General features: G+C 42.2%; 17 protein-coding genes. 6 read left to right on the forward strand and 11 right to left on the reverse strand.

Translation table 11 applies throughout. The features are described 5' to 3' along the window. Positions 1-45 precede the first annotated feature (45 nt). On the reverse strand, positions 46-786 hold the full coding sequence (locus PHR02_RS02790; protein ID WP_299988607.1) for a response regulator transcription factor: 741 nt from the start codon (positions 784-786) through the stop codon (positions 46-48). Between the two features lie 76 nt (positions 787-862). After that, positions 863-4,360 (reverse strand): methionine synthase, encoded by a 3,498-nt coding sequence (gene metH / locus PHR02_RS02795; protein ID WP_299988610.1) that lies wholly within the window; start codon positions 4,358-4,360, stop codon positions 863-865. Positions 4,361-4,458: 98 nt separating this feature from the next. On the opposite strand from metH, the gene PHR02_RS02800 reads away from it, so the two are divergent. Next, positions 4,459-7,002, forward strand: coding sequence for an ABC transporter substrate-binding protein (locus PHR02_RS02800; RefSeq protein WP_299988613.1), 2,544 nt, complete (start codon positions 4,459-4,461; stop codon positions 7,000-7,002). Here PHR02_RS02800 and PHR02_RS02805 read toward each other — a convergent pair. The 3 genes from PHR02_RS02805 to PHR02_RS02815 are packed head-to-tail and all read right to left on the reverse strand — an operon-like array spanning position 6,977 to position 9,156. After that, positions 6,977-8,233, reverse strand: coding sequence for an ArsS family sensor histidine kinase (locus tag PHR02_RS02805; RefSeq protein ID WP_299988616.1), 1,257 nt, complete (start codon positions 8,231-8,233; stop codon positions 6,977-6,979). The two genes, PHR02_RS02800 and PHR02_RS02805, sit on opposite strands and share 26 nt — an antisense overlap. A gap of 3 nt (positions 8,234-8,236) precedes the next feature. Beyond that, positions 8,237-8,902, reverse strand: coding sequence for a response regulator transcription factor (locus PHR02_RS02810; protein ID WP_299988620.1), 666 nt, complete (start codon positions 8,900-8,902; stop codon positions 8,237-8,239). A gap of 11 nt (positions 8,903-8,913) precedes the next feature. Then, positions 8,914-9,156 (reverse strand): hypothetical protein, encoded by a 243-nt coding sequence (locus tag PHR02_RS02815; protein WP_299988623.1) that lies wholly within the window; start codon positions 9,154-9,156, stop codon positions 8,914-8,916. Positions 9,157-9,644: 488 nt separating this feature from the next. On the opposite strand from PHR02_RS02815, the gene msrA reads away from it, so the two are divergent. Continuing rightward, a complete protein-coding gene (msrA, locus tag PHR02_RS02820; RefSeq protein ID WP_299988626.1) occupies positions 9,645-10,169 on the forward strand; it encodes a peptide-methionine (S)-S-oxide reductase MsrA in 525 nt (174 codons plus the stop codon). A 40-nt stretch (positions 10,170-10,209) separates the two neighbouring features. On the opposite strand, the gene PHR02_RS02825 is transcribed toward msrA, so the two are convergent. Next, complete coding sequence (locus PHR02_RS02825) at positions 10,210-11,331, reverse strand: OmpA family protein (protein ID WP_299988628.1); 1,122 nt, start codon at positions 11,329-11,331, stop codon at positions 10,210-10,212. A gap of 77 nt (positions 11,332-11,408) precedes the next feature. Then, the gene (locus tag PHR02_RS02830; RefSeq protein ID WP_299988630.1) at positions 11,409-11,741 is read right to left on the reverse strand and encodes a hypothetical protein; all 333 of its coding nucleotides are present in this window, start codon (positions 11,739-11,741) and stop codon (positions 11,409-11,411) included. Positions 11,742-11,822: 81 nt separating this feature from the next. Here PHR02_RS02830 and PHR02_RS02835 point away from each other — a divergent pair, with 81 nt between their 5' ends. Next, complete coding sequence (locus tag PHR02_RS02835; RefSeq protein WP_299988633.1) at positions 11,823-12,770, forward strand: NAD(P)-binding domain-containing protein; 948 nt, start codon at positions 11,823-11,825, stop codon at positions 12,768-12,770. A gap of 1 nt (position 12,771) precedes the next feature. Here the strand turns inward: PHR02_RS02835 and PHR02_RS02840 are convergent, their stop codons facing one another. The 4 genes from PHR02_RS02840 to topA are packed head-to-tail and all read right to left on the reverse strand — an operon-like array spanning position 12,772 to position 16,756. Then, positions 12,772-13,125: an AMMECR1 domain-containing protein gene (locus PHR02_RS02840; protein ID WP_299988636.1), complete on the reverse strand. Its 354-nt coding sequence runs from the start codon at positions 13,123-13,125 to the stop codon at positions 12,772-12,774. A gap of 43 nt (positions 13,126-13,168) precedes the next feature. Beyond that, positions 13,169-14,020 (reverse strand): biotin synthase, encoded by an 852-nt coding sequence (locus tag PHR02_RS02845; RefSeq protein ID WP_299988640.1) that lies wholly within the window; start codon positions 14,018-14,020, stop codon positions 13,169-13,171. A gap of 1 nt (position 14,021) precedes the next feature. Next, positions 14,022-14,537, reverse strand: coding sequence for a YfcE family phosphodiesterase (locus tag PHR02_RS02850; RefSeq protein WP_299988642.1), 516 nt, complete (start codon positions 14,535-14,537; stop codon positions 14,022-14,024). Continuing rightward, the gene (gene topA, locus PHR02_RS02855) at positions 14,534-16,756 is read right to left on the reverse strand and encodes a type I DNA topoisomerase (protein ID WP_299988645.1); all 2,223 of its coding nucleotides are present in this window, start codon (positions 16,754-16,756) and stop codon (positions 14,534-14,536) included. The genes PHR02_RS02850 and topA overlap by 4 nt, the downstream gene beginning before the upstream one ends. Positions 16,757-16,914: 158 nt before the next feature. On the opposite strand from topA, the gene PHR02_RS02860 reads away from it, so the two are divergent. From PHR02_RS02860 to PHR02_RS02870, 3 genes are all read left to right on the forward strand, one after another. Continuing rightward, entirely contained in the window at positions 16,915-18,402 is a 1,488-nt protein-coding gene (locus tag PHR02_RS02860; protein ID WP_299988648.1) for a flagellin B, read from the forward strand. A gap of 174 nt (positions 18,403-18,576) precedes the next feature. Continuing rightward, positions 18,577-20,106: a flagellin B gene (locus PHR02_RS02865; protein WP_299988651.1), complete on the forward strand. Its 1,530-nt coding sequence runs from the start codon at positions 18,577-18,579 to the stop codon at positions 20,104-20,106. Between the two features lie 84 nt (positions 20,107-20,190). After that, a complete protein-coding gene (locus tag PHR02_RS02870) occupies positions 20,191-23,040 on the forward strand; it encodes a 6-hydroxymethylpterin diphosphokinase MptE-like protein (protein WP_299988654.1) in 2,850 nt (949 codons plus the stop codon). Positions 23,041-23,051: the final 11 nt, after the last annotated feature.

The raw sequence follows: 23,051 nt of genomic DNA on the forward strand, positions 1-23,051 counted from the left end.
AGCGAAGATGGGGGAGTGGATTGAAAAAGTCTGGAAAAATCGCTCTTAATGTATCGATGATAACCGATACCCCATCCCATAAATACTCGTAAGCGCTTTCTCTGGAAGCTTTTTTCGCAACCGCATCATCATACCGCGAAGATTATCGGAATTCAAATCAATGTTGTTGTGATAAAAATGATAGAGTATCTCATCGGTAGTGCATACTTGTTCAAACTTTTTAACCAAAATTTCCATTAATAAAATTTCATATTTGGTTAGGGTGATTATCTCATCACCTTGAAAAAATATTTTTTTCTCATTATCCCAAAAGAACTCATCCGAAAGATGGACAATGTGGAGTGGTTTTGTCGAAATAACAGGGGAAGTATTGATTTTGGAACATACTTTATGCAAAGTATCAAACATTTCAGGATATTGCACCGGTTTGGTGATGAATTGAGACACTCCGATGTTTATAAGTTGGAGAAGATAGTCCGTTTCCGTATGGGCTGAGAGGATGATGATCGGTTGATCTTCTCTGATTGATCGTAATTCGGCAGTGAGTTCTACTCCATCCATTCTTGGCATTTGAATGTCTGAGATGACGAGATCGTAATGCTTTTGTTTGGTATGGAAATACTCATTATACTTCTCAAGAGCATCGCGACCGTCTATCGCACTATCTACACGATAAAAGTATTCTTCAAATACCGCAACCATACGAATACGTAAAGGGTCACTGTCTTCTGCAAAAAGAAGGGACAAGCGTTTTGTTTGTTCTAAAAGATGTTGTTGATTAATCATTTGAAAAATTATAGCATAAATGAAAATGGAGATTTTAAGGGGGCTTGGAGCCCCCATGAACTCGTGTTTTTCATTTTTAAATGTTGTAGTAGGTTGCTTCTTTATGATGGACAACGAGTGCCGTCGTGCTTTGCTCAGGGTGAATTTGGAACGTTTCAGAGAGGGTAATACCAAACTCTTCGGGACGTAATAGATCAAAAATGATACGACTTTGCTCCAGATCAGGACACGCAGGGTACCCGAAACTGTAGCGTGCTCCCGCATAGCGGTTGAGGCGAACGTCTCGCAAGCTGAACCCCTCATCATCGTGTGCGATACCTAGATCCAAACGGATCTGTTTGTGCGCCACTTCGGCTAACGCTTCGGCAAGCTCCACGCCGAATCCGTGTACCAGATTGTATTCTAGATATTGGTTAGAGGCGTAAAGTTCTTTTTCGTACTCGCTAAATTTGTCCCCGACGCTAACACACGTTAGCGGCAACACATCATCGCGGGTGTGGGTGAAGAAGTCGCTCAATGCACGGTGCGGTGCTTTACGTTGGCGCGGAAATTCGAATACATATTTGGCATTTCCGATCACCTCTTCGAGGTTTTGGCGGTTAGCGTTTGCATCGATATTCCATCCGCAGCTCTCATCAAAAATTAGGAGCTCATGGTCACTGCTTCGGACGGGATAGTATCCATAAATCACGGTAGGATCAAATAATCCCCTCTTGATAATCTCCGATTTAATACGTTCATAGGCGGGGTACACTTTAGTATCAAGAAGTTTTTTATACTCTTCAACCGGCATGCCGGCACGTTTGTATCCCCAGTGCATTTTAAAGAGGCTACGTTTGTTAATCCAACCGCATACCATATCAAAATCGAGCTGCTCTTTACGCAATACTCGTCGTCCCCAAAACGGTGGAGTAGGGATTCTTACTGCACTCGGCATTTTTAGCTCATGATAGGGAGGGATAACAACGTCGATCACCTCTTTGGCGGCACGTTCAACCATATCACCGCCTAAACGGGTATCAAGCCCTACGCTCGGATCGGCGTTGTATTTCTCGATGCGGCTCATCGCGATGACCCCATCAAACGCGTCGCGGCAATAAAAGATTGCTCCGTTATAGATCGGTCGGCAAAAATCGTCCACAAAACTGCGAGTGAGTGCTGCACCGCCAAGTAAAACAGGTGTCGTAATCCCTTTGGAAGCCATGATTTCAAGATTGTCTTTCATCACTTGGGTCGATTTGACGAGTAATCCCGACATACCGATGGCGTGGATATCGTTCTCTTTCATAACATCGAGATACTCTTCGAGCTCCGTTTTGATCCCGATATTGATCACCTTGAACCCGTTGTTGGAGAGGATAATATCGACAAGATTTTTCCCTACGTCGTGAACGTCCCCTTTGACGGTGCCGATCACGAGGGTGGTATCAGTATCTTTTTCCTGTTTGGAGAGGTAGGGGTTGAGATAATCGACGGTCGTTTTCATCGTCTCGGCACTCTGCAATACAAACGGCAACTGCATTTTCCCCGATCCGAAAAGCTCACCGACGATTTTCATCGCATCGATAAGAATTTCATTAACGATAGTGTCAGGGTTGATGGTGTGACGCGCTTTTTCGACCAACGGGATCATCCGCTCTTTATCTCCGTCGAGGAGAAGTTGGGCAATTTTTTCCTCATCACTCATCGCCTCATAGGCTTCGTCGTTTTTGCCGTTATCAATAGTTTTGTCACTGAAATGGCCGATAAATTTAAAGAGGGACTGATCATCGGGATGGAACAATAGCTCTTCACAGATGCTACGATCCTCTTCGGACATTTTTGCAAGCGGTACGATGTGTTTGACGTTGATGATGACACTGGTCATTCCCGCTTCGAGACAGTGGTGTAAAAAGACGCTGTTCAAAAAGACACGGGCATTCATGCTCAGACCAAACGAGATGTTTGAAAGCCCCAATGTCGAGCCGACGTTCGGATACTTGGCGTGAAGTTGACGGATGGCTTCGAGTGTTTGGATAGCCGCGTCACGGTATTCCACATCACCGCTTCCTACCGTAAAAGTGAGCATGTCGAACATAAGATTGCGTGGGTCGATGCCGTGGCGGTTGACACACAGATCGTAGATACGATCCGCGATCCGCATTTTATCCGCCGTGGTTTTTGCCATCCCTTTTTCATCGATGACGAGACATACGAGTGCCGTTCCGAATTTTTTGGCGAGAGAACAGATCGCATCGAGCCGCTCTTCCCCGTCTTCGAGGTTGACCGAATTGATGATCGGTTTTCCGCCGATACATTTGAGTGCCTCTTCCATCGTGTTGACCCGCGTCGCATCAGGCATCAGCGGAAGGGGGATTTTTTGGTTATAGAGTCTCATAACGTGCGCCATATCGATCGCACCATCACGCCCCGCAAACTCGACGTTGACATCGAGACAATGGGCACCGTCACGCACTTGGGCTTGTCCGACGCTGAGGGTTCCCTCGTAATCACTCGCGATGATGAGCTCTCGAAACGCTTTAGACCCTGTAGAGTTAGAGCGTTCCCCGATCAAAAGGGGAGAGGGTGTTTGAATCAGCTCGACGCTATTAAAGAGCGATGCAACAGAAGCCGGCATATTCCCGGAAGGTTTTTTAGGGGCGATAGAAGAGACTTTATCAACTAATGCACGGATATGCTGAGGGGTTGTTCCGCAGCATCCGCCGAGAAAACTGACACCGTCATAGTTTAAAAAGTCACATTGGAGTTGTGCAAACTCATCAGGCCCCATCGGATAGTACGAGTAACCGCCGCGATTTTGTGGTAGTCCCGCATTGGCGTGGACGGAGATCGGTTTAGCCCACACTTCAGAGAGGGTACGTACGTGTTTACCGTATTGCTCCGGTCCCGTTCCGCAGTTGAAACCGAGGCTGATGATGTCGAAGGGTTCTAAGATGGTAGCAATCGTTTGTGCATCGGTTCCGATGAGCATACTTCCCGCAAGCTCGATGGTAACAGAGACCATAATAGGAAGCTCAGTTCCTCGCTCACGGTTTGCCGCTTCGCAGGCGTGGAGTGCCGCTTTGATCTGGAGCGGGTCTTGGCATGTTTCTAAGAGGAAGATATCGCATCCGCCGTCGATAAGACCCAAACAACACTCCAAATATCCCGTAAACATTTCATCGTAGTGAATGTGCCCTAGAGAGGGGAGTTTGGTTCCCGGCCCGATAGAACCGAGGACAAATCGGGGATGTTCGGGTGTGGAGAATTTGTCACACTCCGTTTTACATACCGCCGCACCTGCACGGGAGAGCTCGTACGAGCGATGTCCGATCCCGTATTCATCCAAAACCCAGTTAAAAGAACCGAAGGTATTGGTGGTGATAAGATCGGCTCCTGCCGTGAGGTAGGCGTGAAAAATATCGCTCATAACTTCAGGAGCGGTGACGTTGAGGAGTTCATTACACCCCTCTAGTCCTTCCCAAGCAGACTCGGGTATCTTGTCGGCACGTTCCTGAAGCTGAGTCCCCATAGCACCGTCGATGATGAGGGGGCGGCGGGAGATGGTTTCAAGAAGTGTTTGTTTGACCGACATAAATGCTCTTTGTGTAAAAATTAGTTCTTTATTTTACCCCAAAGGAGCATAAGCAGTTCTAAGTATGAAAATATAATTCTTTGGATACACTCTAACTTATGAAAAAGATACTTTTTTTATCTCTCTTTTTAGTGTCGATCGTATGGGCGAAAGAGTCGGTAACATTGCAGCTGCCATGGCTCCATCAGTTCCAGTTTGCAGGCTATTACATAGCCAAAGAAAAGGGATATTACGCTAATGCAGGATTGGATGTCACCATCCTAGATGCACATAACAAACAAGACGCTTTTGATGCCGTAATGGCGGGCAAAGCTCAATACGGTGTCGGGCGTTCTTCGCTGATAGTGGATTATATCAAAGGTGCCCCTCTTGTTCTCATGGCAGCCGTATTTCAATCTTCTCCGATGATGCTCCTAAGTCGAAAAGATGCCAATATCCGTAGTGCCAAAGATTTAAAAAACAAACGGATAATGCTAACTGCTGATACGATCGAGGGGGCTGAGATGCAGGCGATGCTTCGAAGTGTCGGATTGCAATTCAGTGATTTGGATCTACAAGAACACTCGTATGATCCGATGTCATTGGCTAGAGGAGAAACCGATGCAATGGTCTCTTATCTCTCAAATGAACCCTATATTCTCCAAAAAGCAGGGGTTGAAACACATGCTATTCATCCCAAAGAGTATGGATTTGATTTTTACAGCGATATTTTATTTACAACGACCAATGAGACCATTAAAAACCCACAAAGGGCCGAAGCCTTTTACGATGCATCGATAAAAGGGTGGCTGTGGGCCTTTGATCATATTGAAGAGACGGCAGCGTTGATTTATCGTGATTACAATCCACAGCATAAATCACTCGATGCCCTCATTTTTGAGGGACGAGCACTTAAAGAGTTGGCTTTTCGACCAAATATCGCTTTTGGTAGTATTGATCCGGTACGGCTAGAGATGATAGCACAGGGATATCGACTGATGGGGGTAGTCCAATCTATTCCTTCATTTGAGCCTTTACGTTACAAACACAGCGCATTACAACTGAGTGAAAAAGAGAAGCAATGGCTACGTGATCATCCGGTCATTCGAGTCGGAATTGATCAAAACTGGCCTCCGATAGAATCGGTGGATGAAAAAGGGAGACACGCAGGAGTCAGCGCATCGTACTTGAAACTTCTCGAAAAGCGGTTGGGCGTACATTTTGAGATTGATTACAGTCGAAGCCAATGGAGTGATTCTCTCCGTTCTGTTCAAAATAAAGAGATCGATATGCTCTCGTGTGCGGCGATCACAGATAAACGTCGTGAAAGTCTCCTTTTTAGCCGTCCCTATCTCAAACAATCAGTTGTCATTGTTGCCGATTCGGATGTAGGATATGTGAATGATTTGAACGATTTGAGTGGAAAAAAAGTTTCGGTTGTCCGTTCCTATGCCACGGAAGAGTATCTACGCACCTATTATCCAAAAATTATCCCCGTCGTTGCCGATACCTCTCTTGAAGCACTTCAAAAAGTTACTTCGGGCGAGGCGTATGCCTGTATCGAAGGGCTAGGAGTTGTTAGTCATCTTATCGAACGCCATAATCTAAAACGACTTAAGGTCGTCGGGGAAACGTCGTACCGATATGAACTCGCCTTTGCTTTCCGCAATGATTGGGGGATGTTAGCTTCTATCTCGGATAAAGTTCTCGCTTCTATCACCCCATCAGAATATGAAGAGATTCACGGACGTTGGCTTGTTATGGAGCGTAATGAACCAGTAAATTATCGCTTAGTCTGGGGTATAGTTGGTTTTATGGGGATATTATTTATTTTAATTGCCTATAAGAATCGTCGTCTTGACGTATTAGTACGTCAGCGAACAACAGAGCTTCAAACCTTTAATCAACGGCTTCAAGATGAGATTGAAAAAGCGGTTGAAAAAAACCGAAAACAGGAAAAATTGCTGATGCAGCAAGCTAAAATGGCCGAGATTGGTTCTATGCTCGAATCGATTGCGCACCAGTGGCGACAGCCGCTTAATATTTTAGGGCTCTCGATGACACGTTTGAATTTGAGTTGCGCGATAGGGGGGAATAGCGAATCTTCAAAAGTGATCGAGATCGCTGAAGCGCAGATCGAATACATGTCGCAGACGATTGATGATTTCCGCAATTTTTTCAAACAAGATAAAGATCAAATCTTAGTAAATATTAATACGTTGGTTAATGATGTTGAAGCTCTTTTAGGTCCTTTGTTAATGCGTAAAAAAATTATTATTGAGCGCGATATTGATATGACGATCGAAGTTTTAGTCTATCCAAATGAGCTAAAACAGGTTGTTATTAATCTTGTAAATAATGCACGTGAAGCGATAGAACAGCATCGGGGACGTGAGCGGGTAATCCTCATCCGTTGTGTTGAGGATGAGCAATATTGTACAATAGCTATTGAAGATACGGGAGGGGGCATATCCCCTGATATTATTGATAAAATTTTCGATCCGTACTTTACAACCAAATTTGAGTCCCAAGGGACAGGGATCGGGTTGTATATGGCGAAAATGATTGTTGAAAAACACTTTTTAGGAAAACTCAGTGTACACAATACCTCTAAAGGGGCTTGTTTTGAAATCCGTCTTAATCGAGTGATAAAAGAGGGTTGAGGCATATTACCTCAAAGCAATGCTCCCCATGGGAATAACGATAATTGAGGGTAAAATTATGGGCATCTAATATGGATTTGATAATATAGAGTCCTAGCCCGAAACTTTGTGAATTTTCATGGTGATGAAAAAACGGTTCACTTAGGGTTTGCAATGTACACCCTGAGGGCCATGGTTCAGCTTTGTTAGAAAAGAGAATAGTGGTACCGTTTTGAACGATAGAGACTTTGCCATCTGAACTGTATTTGATCCCGTTATCGATAAGATTTTTAAAGACCGTGACGAGTACTTCACAATCTGCATATATGGATGTTCCACTTAACTGCAGATTGATAGTCTCATTGTTTAGAAAAAGCAATGTTTTAGCTTTTTCGATAAGATGTTTCGGATCACACTCTTGAAGATGAGGTGACAGTGCTCCAGAGGTGATTTGCTCTACTTTAACCAGCTCCGCTATTAAGTGTTCCATTCGTGAAAATGCCCGCTCTAAAATCGATTTTTCTTCACCGTTTTTGAGGAAAGGGAGTGCTAATTTACCGACGGTAATCGGAGTCTTTAACTCATGCATGATATTACGTAAAAAAAGTCTGCGCGCTTCGAGAAGCGTTTGATTTTTATGCATTGCACTATCAAGCGCACGAGAAACCAGAGAAATCTCATCTTTTTTACCACTTTTTATAGGGGCATAAAACCCTGAATTTGCATAATGGTTGATCGAATGGATCAAGGTTTTAAGGGGGAAAAGGGTTCGGATAATCAGCCAGTACAAAAGCAAGAGCGTTAATATTAGGATGACAAATACGGCTGCTGGCCAAAAGGATTGTTTTGCGGCATCAGTTTTGATTACCAATAGCGGAGGAGTCGCTTTAGTGAGGTAAATATAGAGATGATTTTCATCTTTTAAAATCTGTATTCGTCCCTCTTTGAGGGAGTCTTTAATCGCTTCAGGATAGTTTTCAGGGATGTAGGGAAGGCCATTGCTCAGGGTGTTAATGAGATCAGGGTGCGGTTCAGCAACACTGTAACCTTGTTCTTGTAAAAACGAACGCCGTTCGTTTTGATCCAGAACGATACTTTTACGTAATACGAGGAGTAGTTTCCCTGCTTCGAGTTCCAGTTGTTTTGTATGCTCTTGGGCTAGTTTTTGGTGTAAAAAATAAAATCCAAATCCCATGACACTTAAGGTAAAGAGAAAAAACAGGGTAATACGAAGAAAGATACTATGGCGCATTACTTAGCCTGAAAACCGATAACCGCTTCCGCGAATAGAGTGGATAAAGCGGGGACTTTTTGGGTCTTTTTCAATTTTTTGACGTAAGCGACTAATGATAACATCGATGGTTCGAACCGAACTTTCCCAAGAAATAGCTTCGGAGTTGTTGGAGAGAAAATCACGGCTGAGTGTTTGGTTCGGGTGGAGGATAAAAAGGGATAACAGCTCATATTCAGCACGCGTCAAAGAGAGCTGTGCGCCGTTAAAAAAGATTGTCTGCTCATTTTCATTGAGCATAAAGGGCTTATTTTTTTTCTCTAGGGTAGGTCGATAGCGGCGTAGAACGCTTTTAATACGTGCGATTAATTCACGAGGCTCATACGGTTTTGGGAGGTAATCATCTGCTCCGTATTCCAGTCCGATTACTTTGTCGTTGATATCACTTCTGGCACTGGAGATCAGAATAGGGATATCAGTTTTTTGGCGGATCATTTTGCACAGTGCTAACCCATCCATCTGTGGGAGTGTTAAATCCAAAATGATTAGATCAAAATGGTCGGTCTCTAATAAATTAAGACCGGCAGAGGGGGTTGATACGGCATTAAGTGCTATCCCATAATTTTTGAGATAATTCACCAACAATGTTGTGATATCGGGGTCATCTTCGACCATCAGGGCTTGAAGCATCGTTACCTTTCTTAGTTGGTATTACAAAGACTCTTTTGGCGTGCGCAAAAGAGTTTCCGTTGGTACGGATTAAGCACTTCGATTTGTTTAGCATAAGTGTGCCGTTTTACCTGCTCTAGTGTTGCATCTATCCGCTGTAGTTGTTTGACCTGATTCTCTGTCAGGTTTAGATCTGACGACATTGTAATAGGGGTTGATGTGGATGCCGCTAGATAGGCACAACTTAAAGTTGATAAGACAAGTAAACGCATCATAGATTACTCCTTTAAGGTTATTACCTCGTCATTGAGGTAGACGTCTGACAGTATGACCGAGGGATGTTAACCAAGGGTAAAAGAATAATAAATGAGTATAAAGAGAATTATAACGTTGTTAGGTAAAAGTATATGAGTAGAAATGATAGATGAAGCAGATTGCCACAGAGGCAAAGTGTTATTTAGTCAACCATCCAGCTGGCGCGTTTAGATTTGCGTAATTTTTTGACCAACATTTTTTCTAACGGTGTCATTTTTTCCATTGGGTTCTCCTTTGTAAAATAGTACGTTATCGTACCGGTATTTGATTACCGTACGATAACGTGTTCTGACGAAACAGTGACATTATAAACCTATTAAGATATAAAATATTCAAATATTTGATTAAAAAACAGCCAACTTAAGTCATCAACTCAATAGATATTCTTCAAGTACCTAACAGCCCTGAAAACGGATAATCGCACACTATGATACAAAAGGATAGAGGAATGGAAAAGGCGCTTTTAGGGGGCGGATGTTTTTGGTGTATTGAGGCGGTTTATACTCGTGTGCTTGGAGTACAAAGTGCCCTTAGCGGTTATACGGGGGGAGCGCGCAAAAATCCCTCTTATGAGCAAGTATGCAGCGGTGCAACCGGACATGCAGAAGTAGTAGAAATCACCTATGATCCCTCTATCATTAGTTATGAAGAGATTTTGGATATCTTTTGGGTCATCCATAATCCGACAACTTTAAATGTTCAAGGTGCTGATCGCGGCACGCAATACCGTTCAGTTATCTATTATTATGATGAAGTTCAAAAAGAAAAAGCATTACAATCCATCTCTGAGGCTCAAAAAGGGTGGGATGCTCCGATTGTAACAGAGCTCTCACCAGCTCCTGAGTTTTATGAGGCTGAAGCATATCATCAAGATTATTATACTGAGCATCCGACACAAGGGTATTGTTATGCGGTTATTGCACCAAAAGTAGAGAAGTTTATGAAGACGTTTCGAGATAAGGTAAAAGGATAGGAAAGAAGCTTTCCCGCGTGAGCGGGAAGAGGGGTAGAACTTAGTGAGAAAGTTCTACTTCGATACGGCGGTTTTCAGCACGGCCAGCTTTTGTTTTGTTAGAAGCAACCGGTTGAGATTCACCTTTACCTGCTGTTGTTAAACGTTCAGCCGCAACACCGTTGTTAACGAGCATATCTTTAACCATTTCAGCACGTTTTTCAGAGAGTTTTTGGTTGTATTTGTCTGATGCAGTACTATCAGTATGACCTACGATACTCGCTTTGTAAGCAGTGCTATCTTTCAAGAAGCTAGAGAATGCAGCTACTTTAGCAATACCTTCAGCATCTACTTTATTTGAATCCGTTGCGAAGTTCAAGTGTAATGTTGCTTTAAGAGGGCAACCATCAGCATCCACTTTGAATCCAGCCGGAGTAGCAGGGCATTTGTCTTGAGGATCAAATACACCGTCTTTATCACTGTCGATTGGGGCAGCAACTACTACTGGTTTTGGAGCCGGAGCTGGAACTACTACCGGTTTTGGAGCCGGTTTTGGTTCAGGAGCAACAACGGCTGCAACTACAGGAGCTGCTACTGCTGCAACTACAGGAGCTGCATTTTCATCAAAGCTAAATGTCAAACCGGCAAGTGCCGCAACGTTATGAACTTCACCGTTGCTTCCATTAACACCGTTGTTGTTCATTTTGTACATATACAAACCTTCAAGTTTGAGAGCGATATGTTTTGTAATATCCGCTTTCATTCCAAGTCCAGCATCTGCAACAAGACCATCGAAGCTTTGGCGATGGGTATTGGTATACCACTCATAACCCAAACCTGCTTTTGCAAACGGGGTAATTGCAGTATTTGTATCGAGTTCATAGACACCATTGAGCATAGATGTCAATACACCTGTTTTTTCATCAGCACCTGTAACGCGATCACGTCCGTATAGAAGCATCCACTCAGGTTTGATAAAATCACAAACGTTATTCATTTGCATTTCAAAACCATATACTGCATGATTTTCTACGCCGCCCATTGGCCCACCATTTGCTTGGTTTTTTTCATCTGAAGAAGTTGAATTCCAGAGGTAACCAGCAACAGGGCTAATTTCATAATTAAAATCACTCGCACCGAGTAAAGTTGCAGCAAGAATTGCTGAAAATACTAATTTTTTCATCGTCGAAGTCTCCTTAAGACCGGGATATAAGTGAAATTATAACATACAATTGTGAGTGGAATGTTTTCTATATAAAGTTAAGTGTTATTTTTAATGGTTTCAAATTCTGATTGCATCGCGTTTAATAAAGAAGAAATTTCGTGATTTAATTGTGTTTGAGCGGCATCTATTTTTTCTAAATGAGAGTGTTTAAGTGCTTCAAGTTTTTCTAAAGTCTCTTTAAAGAGAGCTTCATTATCGGTCAGTAGAATAATTTCTTCTTTAGAAGCCCATTTTCGTTTCACGACTCCCTCATGACGGAATTCAAAAATAACATTCTGGGAATTTTCAGAACTGATACAGCGGGGGACGGTGTAAGCCAAATAGTGTTTTTTTTGATCACCATGGTGACGTTGAATTACATAGTACATCTGTAGATGATAACATAAATTGGATTTTATCCCTCTTTATGATAGAGTACATCACTTTAAAGTAGTGATAGAGGAGTTGAGATGGAGCATAGGTATCAGGTAGCGATTATCGGTGCAGGTCCTGCGGGGATAGCGACGGCGATTGAGAGTTATGTGCTAGGGATGCGTGATATCATACTTCTTGAAAAAGATGAAAATCATAATGCGACAATCCGAAAGTTTTACAAAGATAATAAACGTGTGGATAAAGATTGGAAAGGGCAAAAAGTTGAATTAGACGGTACTATCTATTTTATGGATGGAACCAAAGAGTCGACATTAGACTTTTTTGATCAATTACTCGATAATGAGGTACTAGAACTTAAAACTCATACCGAAGTACAAAAAATTGTGAAAATAGAGGGGGGATTTGAGGTTTTTATCGGCGGAGGTAGCATTAAGGCATCGTATGTTGTGGTGACAATCGGTCGGATGGGCAAACCGAATAAACCCGATTATAAAATCCCACCTTCGATTAAAAGTCAGATCCATTTTACGTTGGATGGATGTTCTCAGGGAGAAAAAGTGATGGTTGTCGGAGGGGGAGATTCGGCGATTGAGTATGCGGTTGAACTGTGCGATCGAAATGAAGTCTCTATCTGTTACCGACGCGGAACGTTTCGCCGTGCTAATCCGACCAATCAGGCCGATATTGAAAAAGCAGTGGCTGAGGGTGCGGTTCGACCACTGCTCAATACAGAAATTACCGAGTTGGAGAGTGAGAGCGGAAAAGTAAAAGTGATTTTCAGTGATGGTACTACAGAGCTGTTTGATCGGCTTGTATATGCCATCGGCGGGACAACCCCGAGCGGATTCTTGCAAAGTAGCGGTATACGTGAAGAGGATGGAAAGCCTGTTCATGATGAGAACTATCAGACCAATGTAGCCGGACTTTTTGTGGCGGGAGATATTACCCAAGAATCAGGCGGTTCGATCGCATTGGGACTTAACCACGGTTTCGCCATTGCCAACTATATACAATCGTTATAGATTAGGCTTTTAATATCGCTTCGCTTTGATGGCTTAATTCCCCATCGGCGGTAAATAGCGTGAGTTTGATTGTCGTATGGAGATATTCAGAGGTAACGAGGGGATCGAAACTTTCGTCTTGAAACGCGGCAATTTTAGAATTATGGATAATATCTTCGAGAAGTGAACGCTGGGGTGTTTCACTTTTGGCACTGCCGCGAACTTTGTTATCTAAAAAGAGGGTTATTTGTATTGCTATGGGCTCACGCAGAATGGGATAGTTTTCGAGCAGATCGTTACGATCAATCGAATTTTGGGCTTGTAACACCTCTTCGATAGAGGCTCTGGCGATGGTTAATAATACCGATTGTGACATCCGACTATCTCCTTTTCGCCTTGCTTGATGGTGTTATTATAACTTACTTATCCTCAGGTGAAGACGCAATTTCAAATCCTAACTCTTTTAGCATCATCAAATCACTATGGGCTTCACGTCCGGCGGTAGTGAGATAGTTTCCGATGACGATACTGTTCGCACCTGCTTCAAAAATCTCATTTTGGCGTTCTTTAAAGGTGATTTCGCGTCCTCCCGCAATCATAATCCGATCCGCTTTGTCTAAAATTTTCCGTGCTAACGTGATGAGGTTGAGTGATTCATCGATCGATAAAGGATTGGGACTCAGTGGCAAGGCTGGATTATGGTGATAAAAGTTTAGCGGTACCGAAACAGGGTTCAGTTCTTTAAGTGAATAGAGCATGCTGAGGCGGTCTTCGTGGGTTTCTCCCATCCCGAAGATCCCTCCGGTGATGAGTTTTAGTCCTGAACGGTTGACGTTTTCACACGTCTCGTAGCGCTCCTCCCACGGGTGAGTCGTACACACTTGGCTGTAAAATTCACGGCTCGTTTCGAGGTTGTGGTTATAGGCACTCACTCCGGAGCGTTTGAGTTCATTGAGCTGATCCAACGTAGCCGTACCGTTACACGCGATAAGACGAAGGCGCGGTACTTCACGTTTGAGCGTAGAAGCGACGTTGCAGACAAACTCGAGTGTTTTGTCATCCAACCCCTTTTGGGCTGTGACAAGACAAAAGCCGAGCGCTCCGAGTGCTTCAAGGCGGCGTGCTTCTTCTAAAATCTGATCCATAGGCTTTTGTTTATAGCGCTCTATATCGGCTTTGTATTTCACACTTTGGGAGCAAAATTTGCAATCTTCGTTGCAGGTTCCGCTGTTGATGTTACAAATAGAGCAGAGAAATATTTTTTTGGACATATTAGGATCTTTCAAAAGAGTAGTGGTGTTCATCAAACGTGTCTGTTCCAACGGCTCTCGTGTAGTGTGTTACATTAAAATAGGTATCGGTTATTTCTAACATTGCACATGATGAGAGGGCTTTATCTCTGGCACACGCTTCTCCCGGATTGAGAAACAGAGTGCGATTTTTAAAATCACATTCAAATACGTGGGTATGGCCGAAAATGATTATTTCGGCATCGGCATTCATGTAAAACGGTAAATGCATCAGTTTGAAATTCACCCCGCCGAGTTTGAAATAGTGGGGCTCTTGGACGAGATTGTATTTGGTATGGTATTCGATCAAAGCGGCATCATTGTTGCCATAGACGGCAACATAGCGCAATCCACTATTTTTGAGTTGTTCGAGGATCTCAGGTTTGACGATATCTCCGGCATGGATCAGAAACTCTGCTCCCTGAGCTTTGAGGTGGTTGATTACCTTTTGCGATCGCCCCTCTTTTTTATGGGTATCGGAAAGTAATCCGATTTTCACGCATTTTCCTCTTCTCGCGGTGTGCGGTCTTTACATTTGACACACTCATACACCTCTTTGTTACGGTAGGTTCGTGGAGCCAATGCACCTCCACACCCTTCGACTTCACATTTTTTATCACTTGGCTCGAATTTAGAGATAAATTTACATTTCGGATAGTGTTCACATCCCCAAAAAGCCCCTCTACGTGATTGACGCCATAGCAGTTTTCCGCCGCATTCAGGACACGGAACTTCAGAAAACTTGGTTTCTTGGTTAAGTGTTTTGGTATTTTTACATTTCGGATAGCCGCTGCACGCCAAAAACTTCCCATTACGGCCGTTTTTGACCACCATCGCACTGCCGCATTTGTCACATACCTCTTCACTTACTTCATCCGGAGTTGTCGGGTTCTCTTTTTGGTTCTCTTCAGTCTGCTCGGTGTATTTACACTTCGGAAAACCGCTACAGGCGATAAACTCACCGAAACGCCCTGAACGGAGCAATAGCTCACTACCGCATTGCGGACAGTTGCGTCCGAGCGGTTTTGCCATTTTTAGGCTGACGATGTTGGTTTTACCCGCTTCGATTTGTTCCAAAAACGGATAATAAAAATCGAGCAAAATTTTGTGCCACGATTTGCCGCTCTCGCTGATCTCATCGAGGGTCTCTTCCATCGTCGCGGTAAAGCTGGCATCGACAATCTCGTTAAAATGAGTCTCCAGCATCTCTGTTACGGTAAACGCTATCTCGGTCGGTTGAATTGCACGTTTCTCGATTTCGATGTAGTTACGTGCTTGCAAGGTACTGATGGTCGGTGCATAGGTTGATGGACGACCGATCCCCTCAGCTTCGAGCTTTTTAATCAAACTCGCTTCGGAGTAGCGTGATGGCGGCTCGGTAAAGTGTTGCTCGGGAGTGATACTCTGAATATCGATCGCATCCCCTGTTGTGAGCGACGGGAGGAGCTTATCTTTATCATCGCTTCCGACAACACGGTAAAAACCGTCAAACAAGAGTTTACGTCCGGTCGCTCTGAATTCTGCTTTGGCGGATGTAAAGGTGATACTTTGTTGCTCAAAACGTGCATCGTTCATTTGACAGGCGATAAAGCGGTTATAGATAAGTCGGTAGAGTTTAATCTCATCGGGTTTGAGATAGGTTGCCGCGATCTCAGGGGTAAAGGCGAGCATCGTCGGACGGATCGCTTCATGCGCCTCTTGTGCCCCTTTGGATTTTTTCGTATAGACTTTGAGCTCTTTTGGTAAATATTCTTTTCCATAACGGTTCAAAATCAGCTCACGCGCCGCTTCAACCGCTTCGGCTGCGAGGTTTAGTGAGTCGGTACGCATATAGGTGATAACCCCGCTGGTACCATCAGGAGTTTTAACCCCCTCATACAATGCTTGGGCGACCATCATCGTTTTCTTCGGAGAGAATCCGAGCGAAGAGGAGGCCGTTTGTTGGAGGGTCGAGGTCATAAACGGCGGAGGGGTAGAGCTTTTGCGCTCTTTGGTTTCAATCTCACCGACTGTGAAGCTCTCGCCTTTGAGTGTCGTTACAATTCGCGTTGCTTCATCGCCCGTTTTAATCGTGAGCTTCTCAATTTTTTCGTTTTCAAAACTCACCAACGTCGCTTCAATATCTTTTTTGAAAAGGGTATCGATACTCCAGTACTCTTCAGGGATAAAGGCGCGGATTTCACGTTCACGATCAACGACGATTTTGAGGGCTGAGGATTGAACACGTCCTGCTGAGAGCCCTTTTTGGATTTTGCTGGCTAGAAGAGGAGAGAGTTTATACCCCACCATGCGATCGAGTAAACGGCGTGCTTGCTGAGCATTAACCCGATCCATATCGATAGTGCGCGGAGATTCGAGTGCATGAATGATTGCAGTTTTCGTAATCTCATGAAATACGATTCTCGGCAACGATTCAGGGTCTTTATCAATAGCGTGAGCAATATGCCACCCGATTGCTTCTCCCTCGCGGTCTTCGTCGGTCGCGATAAAGATTTCATCACTTTTTTTGGCAAGCTCCTGAATTTGCTTGACGGTAGCGGTACTGTCTTCACTGATGCGATACTCGGCAATGATTTTTTCATCATCGATTTTAATACCGAAGCGGTTTTTAGGGAGATCTCGGATATGCCCTTTAGAGGCGATAACCTCATAATCTTTAGAGAGGAAGTTTTTAATGGTCTTGGCTTTGGCCGGAGACTCTACAATAATTAGTTTCAAAGGGGCGTATCCTATATATAATGGATGAATTTTGAAAGTGTAACAAAAAAAGTTGCAAAACCGTTAAAGTTTTTTGTTTATCTCCCGATATAGTTGTAGAAGCAAGGATGCTCAACTAACTAAAGAGCCAAAAGCGCTCTAACGATAAAGGATTTATCATGGGTTTCAGAATTAACACAAACATTGCAGCGATGAATGCGCATACAAATGCAAATGTAAACAATCGTAATTTGGACAGTTCATTGTCTAAACTCTCTTCAGGTCTACGTATCAATACTGCAGCAGATGATGCTTCAGGTATGTCGATTGCGGATTCTCTTCGTTCACAAGCTTCGACTTTGGGTCAAGCTATTGCAAACGCGAATGACGGTATCAGTATGATCCAAATCGCTGACAAAGCGATGGATGAGCAACTTAAAATTTTGGATACTATCAAAGTAAAAGCGACTCAAGCGGCACAAGATGGTCAAACGACACAATCTCGTCAAGCACTTCAATCAGATATCAAACGTTTGATGGAATCACTTGATAATATTGCAAAAACGACATCGTTTAATGGTCAATCTTTACTTTCGGGTTCTTTTACGAACAAAGAGTTCCAAGTAGGCGCTTACTCTAACCAATCAGTTGGTATATCGATCGGAGCAACTAGCTCGGATAAAATCGGTAATGCTCGTTTCGAAACAACAGGGACAGTCACAGGTTCTGGTTCGGTTCAAATGTCATTTACAAATGTAGATGGAACAAACAGTTATACATTAGAATCGGTTAAAATTTCTACTAGTGCCGGAACTGGGTTGGGTGTATTGGCTGAAGCAATCAATAAAAACTCTGATATGCTCGGTGGAGTTCAAGCAAGTTTCCAAGTTGTTGAAACTGGAAGTAGTGCAATTGCTACAGGTACAATTACCGGATTGAAAATCAACAACATCGAAATTGGCGATATCAAAATCGAAGATGCGAATGATGCAAACGGTGTATTGGTTGCAGCAATCAATAATTTTAAAGACACAACCGGTGTAGAAGCAAGTGTTGACAGTCGTGGTCATTTAACCCTTACAAGTCGTGATGGTCGCGGTATCCAAGTTTCTGGAACAGGTTTAAATACTGTTGGTGGTTTGACAAGTGCTCAAACTGAAAACTATGGTCGTTTGACATTGACTCGTGTCGGTGCTGCTGATATCATTGTTAGCTCTAGCGGTGCGTTACAAACAGCTATTGGTTCTTCTGCAGAAGCAACTACTAACCTTCGTGGTGTTGGTGGACAAATTGACCAAAATGTAGCAAGTGCTATGGGCTTTAATGCAAATGCTAATGTTCAAAATATCAGTGCAGCGTATAAAGGTGCCGGTGTTACAACACTCAAAGGTGCTATGGCAGTTATGAAAATTGCTGACTCAGCGATTCAACGTTTGGATCAAGTTCGTTCAGACCTTGGTTCGGTTCAAAATGCGTTGGTTTCAACTGTTAATAATATCTCAGTTACTCAAGTTAATATTAAAGCGGCTGAATCACAAATCCGTGATGTTGACTTCGCAGCAGAATCTGCAAACTTCTCTAAATTCAATATTCTTGCTCAGTCAGGAAGCTATGCGATGTCGCAAGCCAATGCTGTACAACAGAATGTTCTTCGATTACTACAATAGTAATCACCATTTTTCTTTTTATGGTGCCCTTTCGGGCATCATCTTCTTTGTAGTATTTTTCCTTTAAATTTTATCAATTTTTATTTTTTTAGCTCTTGATGGCAAGTTTGGTATATTTTTTGCTTTTTCTTCTGCACTATTGCATGGATGCAAAAAAATCCGAAGGAAATTATTATGGGTTTTCGAATTAACACAAACATTGCAGCGATGAATGCGCATACAAATGCAAATGTAAACAATCGTAATTTGGACAGTTCATTGTCTAAACTCTCTTCAGGTCTACGTATCAATACTGCAGCAGATGATGCTTCAGGTATGGCGATTGCAGATTCTCTTCGTTCACAAGCATCAACTTTGGGTCAAGCTATTGCAAACGCGAATGACGGTATCAGTATGATCCAAATCGCTGATAAAGCGATGGATGAACAGATTAAAATTTTGGATACTATCAAAGTAAAAGCGACTCAAGCGGCACAAGATGGTCAAACGACACAATCTCGTCAAGCACTTCAATCCGACATTAAACGTTTGATGGAATCACTTGATAATATTGCAAAAACGACATCATTCAATGGTCAATCTTTACTTTCGGGTTCTTTTACGAACAAAGAGTTCCAAATCGGTGCTTATTCTAACCAATCAGTTACTGCTTCGATTGGGGCGACTAGCTCGGATAAAATCGGTAATGCACGGTTTGAGACATCATCATCCATAACAGCGGGTGGCACGGTACAATTAACATTTAGCAATGCCGATGGTGTAAATAACTATACGCTTGAATCCGTAAAAATTTCTACCAGTGCAGGAACTGGATTAGGAGTATTGGCTGAAGTAATTAACAAAAACTCCGATATGCTCGGGGGAATTCAAGCGAGTTTTCAAGTTATTTCAACAGGATTGCAAGCTGTTGCTACTGGGACAGTTGTCGGTTTACAAATCAATAACATTAAAATCGGAGATATCCAAATTTCCGATGCAAATGATGCGAATGGCGTATTGGTTGCAGCAATCAATAATTTTAAAGACACAACCGGTGTAGAAGCTTCAACTGATAGTCGTGGACGATTGGTTCTTACTAGTCGTGACGGACGGGGTATCCGAATGTCTGGAACGAATCTCGGAACGGTTGCTGGTTTAGGAAAAGCAAATGAAGCTTTTAACAGTACAACGGTATCTGATGTCGTTGAAAATTATGGCCGTTTGACGTTGACCCGTATCGGTGCGGCAGATATTTTAGTTAGTGCGAGTGGAAGTAGCGTTGTAAATTCAGCTGTTAAAGTGAGTGCAGCTCAGGCAACCGTCAATTTACGAAGTGTTGGTGGAATCATCGATAAAGATATTGCGAGTGCTATGGGGTTCAATGCCAATGCAACAGCTCTTAATGTGAGTGCCTCTTATCGGAGTGCAGGGGTAACAACGCTTCGAGGTGCTATGTCGGTTATGAAAATCGCTGACTCTGCGATTCAGCGGCTTGATCAAATTCGTGCCGATCTAGGTTCGGTTCAAAATCAACTCACGTCAATTGTTAATAATATTTCAGTCACTCAAGTGAATGTCAAAGCAGCCGAATCACAAATTCGTGATGTTGATTTTGCAGCAGAATCAGCAAACTTCTCGAAATACAATATTCTTGCTCAGTCAGGAAGCTATGCAATGAGCCAAGCAAATGCTGTTCAGCAGAATGTTCTAAAACTACTCCAATAGTTTTAAGTTCAGAGAGCCGTAGAGGATCGGCTTTCTTTGTCGATGTATCCATCGGCTGATAAACGATACCTCTAAGGGACAATAATGAATACATTTGAACACAATATTGAATCGTTAATCATCCTCAACCCTTCTTTGGGATCACGGGTCTTCGCTATTGAGGAAAATGATCGCTATGAAGTCTTTCAAGAGCCGACCGATCCGTTGAATATTAACATTTTGGATCGGCTTACGGGGTCTCTTTTTTATGAGGGGAGACCTCAAGATGAAATTCTTGCTCAAGTAGATCGGTTCGAACAAGAGTTTAGCCGATACCCTATTCTTTTTATTTATGGGATTGCAAATGCCCTGTTCGTTAAACTTCTCCTAAAAAATACAAACCATACCCATATCATCGTGATTGAACCGGAGATTGAACTTCTCTACATCGCCTATAATTTGATCGATTTTTCGACAGAGATTGAGCAAAGACGACTCTATTTTTTTGAACATCATGAGATCGATTTTGTTCGTGCCGTCGGAATATTTAGTGATTCTCAGATCAAGGTGTTTTGCAAGACCTATCATCTTGAACCTAATATTCCGTATTACGAGAATCATTATGGAGAATCATTAGTACAGTGCAATGCCCATTTGGTTCGAGCGATTCACCATGTCGTCACAGGTTTGGGAAATGATACTACAGATGCTTTAATCGGGTTGGAGTGGCATTTGGCGAATGTGTCTAAAATGGTAGAGACCCCAACGTTATTGGAGTTGATTCAAAAGATGAAAACGACGAAAACGGCCATTATTATCTCTACTGGTCCCTCCTTAGCCAAACAGCTTCCGCTTTTAAAAACGATAAAAGACAATGTAACATTGCTAAGTGTTGACGCTAGTTTACCAATTTTGGAACAGTATGGAATTAAACCCGACATCGTCTTTTCGATCGAGCGTGTAGCCGAAACAGCAGAGTTTTATCAACGTACCTCGAGAGAGTTTCAAGAGGGGATCATTTGCGCTATGTCTTCACTGTCCCATCCGTTGCTAGTTGAAAGTGTGAATGGTGCAACGTTGCAGATGAGTATGCGCCCTTTTGGGTATACACGATATTTTAATCAACCTGAGTATGGGTATATTGGTATTGGGATGTCAGCTGCAAATATGGCGTATGAAGCCGCTTTTCATGCCAAATTTGAAAATATCATCCTTATCGGACAAGACCTAGCTTATGGCGAGGAAGGAAAATCGCATAGTGACGGTCATATTTTTGGTGCATTAAAACGACGTAAAGATGATGTGGAAGTAGAAGCCTACGGTGGAAATGGTACAGTTCTAACCAGCGTAATTTGGAATATGTTTCGTAACTTTTTTGAAAATGATATCCATATAGCATCTCAAGAGGGGGTCATGACTATCAATGCCACTGAAGGTGGAGCACGTATTCACGGTTCAAAAGAGCTCTCATTTAGTGAAGCGATCGAGTTATGTATTGATAAAAATATTGTTAAAGAAAAAATCATATTGACTCCACCTAATTCTGAGTGTATTGAAGCTAAACACAATGAAATTGAAGCAAAAATAGCTTTTATGTTGGAGTATGTTACGGAAACACAGGTAAAAGTTTCAAAACTGTTTGAACAAGTTGCCGAATGTGTGGAACGTCTTGATAAAATCAATGGACGAAAGAATTTAGAAAAAATCGATTATGATGAAATCGCAAATTTGATGGAACAAATCGATGAGGTGAAAGCACTTTTTGATGATCAGCAATTTGTTGATATTTTTATTGATGCAACACAGGCATTAATTGTTCATCATGAACTTGAAATCGCTCGCATTCAAGTACGACCAATCCAAAACGATGATGATCGTCGTCTAAAAATGATCGATTGGATTTATGCACATCACCATTGGCTGTTTGCTTTGGCTGGGATTATGGAAGCGGAATTGGTGGCGATACAACGACGTGGAGAGCAAAGTGGTTATGTACATAAAGCGAAACTGAGTGATGATGGTGATAGTATCATCGGTTATTTTTATGATTTTAGTAAACGAGATACTCATTTCGAGATTGATTTGATAATTGATAATGAGTTGATTTTTAGTAAAAAAATAAAAATAGTGTACCCACAAAAAGGGAATTTTATTTTTTTCGTTCCTGCCAATTTTTATAATGATCAAGTACATGATATCATATTAAGAGAAAAAAATACTGGCATAGTTCTTTCTGGAATGCCAGAACGAAGAATATTTTTAAGTGCAAATCGGGCAAAAGCAGAGTTTATGGCGTCGTTTGATCGCGTCTATCCTGAAAAAATTAAAAAGATATATTGTAAAAATGCGATTGGATTTTTAGCGGTTAAAGAGAATTTGGAAGATGACGATTATATTAGATATCTTAATGAAATCCTTGAATTGTTTCCGCAGGTTAAACTAAAAGCATTTTATTTCGATGATGAAATGATAGAAATGATCAATGTGGCTTTTTATAATTCTTTAGAGAGAGTAATATGGATTAAACCTCAAGATATCTATTGTATTACGAACGAAATAGAAGCATGGATACAAAATAGTGTCTCTATGTTGGATAGTTTGATCCGAACGACGATTATGGCATGGGTTCCGTTTAATTATTTCGAAGCTATAAAAATGATGGAATCTCTCGAAAAATACGAAAGAGACAACGCAGGAATGTTTGGTCTTTTTACTAAAAATTTAGAATTTTTTGGATTTGATCCATTTCTGAGTAAACAATATGGAATCTCATTTTACGAAATTTTTTATAACAGTGTTATTCAAAAAATTAGATATGGGCATAAAAAGATTGTTCCGGATATGAGCTTGCAAGAGTTGAGTTTTTTGAGACTCGAGATGATTCTTTCTTCTGAAGAGTTTAAAAAAGCAGTGATAACACTGTCGATTAATTTTCAGAAAATTTTGAATCAATGAATCTTTTATTG

Origin of the sequence: Sulfuricurvum sp. (assembly GCF_028688295.1) — a bacterium.
Taxonomy (GTDB): domain Bacteria; phylum Campylobacterota; class Campylobacteria; order Campylobacterales; family Sulfurimonadaceae; genus Sulfuricurvum.

Excerpts from the sequence above, each read along its gene's own strand:
- PHR02_RS02790 (WP_299988607.1), bottom strand. The coding sequence starts at position 786 with ATGATTAATCAACAACATCTTTTAGAACAAACAAAACGCTTGTCCCTT.
- metH (WP_299988610.1), bottom strand. The coding sequence starts at position 4,360 with ATGTCGGTCAAACAAACACTTCTTGAAACCATCTCCCGCCGCCCCCTC.
- PHR02_RS02800 (WP_299988613.1), top strand. The coding sequence starts at position 4,459 with ATGAAAAAGATACTTTTTTTATCTCTCTTTTTAGTGTCGATCGTATGG.
- PHR02_RS02805 (WP_299988616.1), bottom strand. The coding sequence starts at position 8,233 with ATGCGCCATAGTATCTTTCTTCGTATTACCCTGTTTTTTCTCTTTACC.
- PHR02_RS02810 (WP_299988620.1), bottom strand. The coding sequence starts at position 8,902 with ATGCTTCAAGCCCTGATGGTCGAAGATGACCCCGATATCACAACATTG.
- PHR02_RS02815 (WP_299988623.1), bottom strand. The coding sequence starts at position 9,156 with ATGATGCGTTTACTTGTCTTATCAACTTTAAGTTGTGCCTATCTAGCG.
- msrA (WP_299988626.1), top strand. The coding sequence starts at position 9,645 with ATGGAAAAGGCGCTTTTAGGGGGCGGATGTTTTTGGTGTATTGAGGCG.
- PHR02_RS02825 (WP_299988628.1), bottom strand. The coding sequence starts at position 11,331 with ATGAAAAAATTAGTATTTTCAGCAATTCTTGCTGCAACTTTACTCGGT.
- PHR02_RS02830 (WP_299988630.1), bottom strand. The coding sequence starts at position 11,741 with ATGTACTATGTAATTCAACGTCACCATGGTGATCAAAAAAAACACTAT.
- PHR02_RS02835 (WP_299988633.1), top strand. The coding sequence starts at position 11,823 with ATGGAGCATAGGTATCAGGTAGCGATTATCGGTGCAGGTCCTGCGGGG.
- PHR02_RS02840 (WP_299988636.1), bottom strand. The coding sequence starts at position 13,125 with ATGTCACAATCGGTATTATTAACCATCGCCAGAGCCTCTATCGAAGAG.
- PHR02_RS02845 (WP_299988640.1), bottom strand. The coding sequence starts at position 14,020 with ATGTCCAAAAAAATATTTCTCTGCTCTATTTGTAACATCAACAGCGGA.
- PHR02_RS02860 (WP_299988648.1), top strand. The coding sequence starts at position 16,915 with ATGGGTTTCAGAATTAACACAAACATTGCAGCGATGAATGCGCATACA.
- PHR02_RS02865 (WP_299988651.1), top strand. The coding sequence starts at position 18,577 with ATGGGTTTTCGAATTAACACAAACATTGCAGCGATGAATGCGCATACA.
- PHR02_RS02870 (WP_299988654.1), top strand. The coding sequence starts at position 20,191 with ATGAATACATTTGAACACAATATTGAATCGTTAATCATCCTCAACCCT.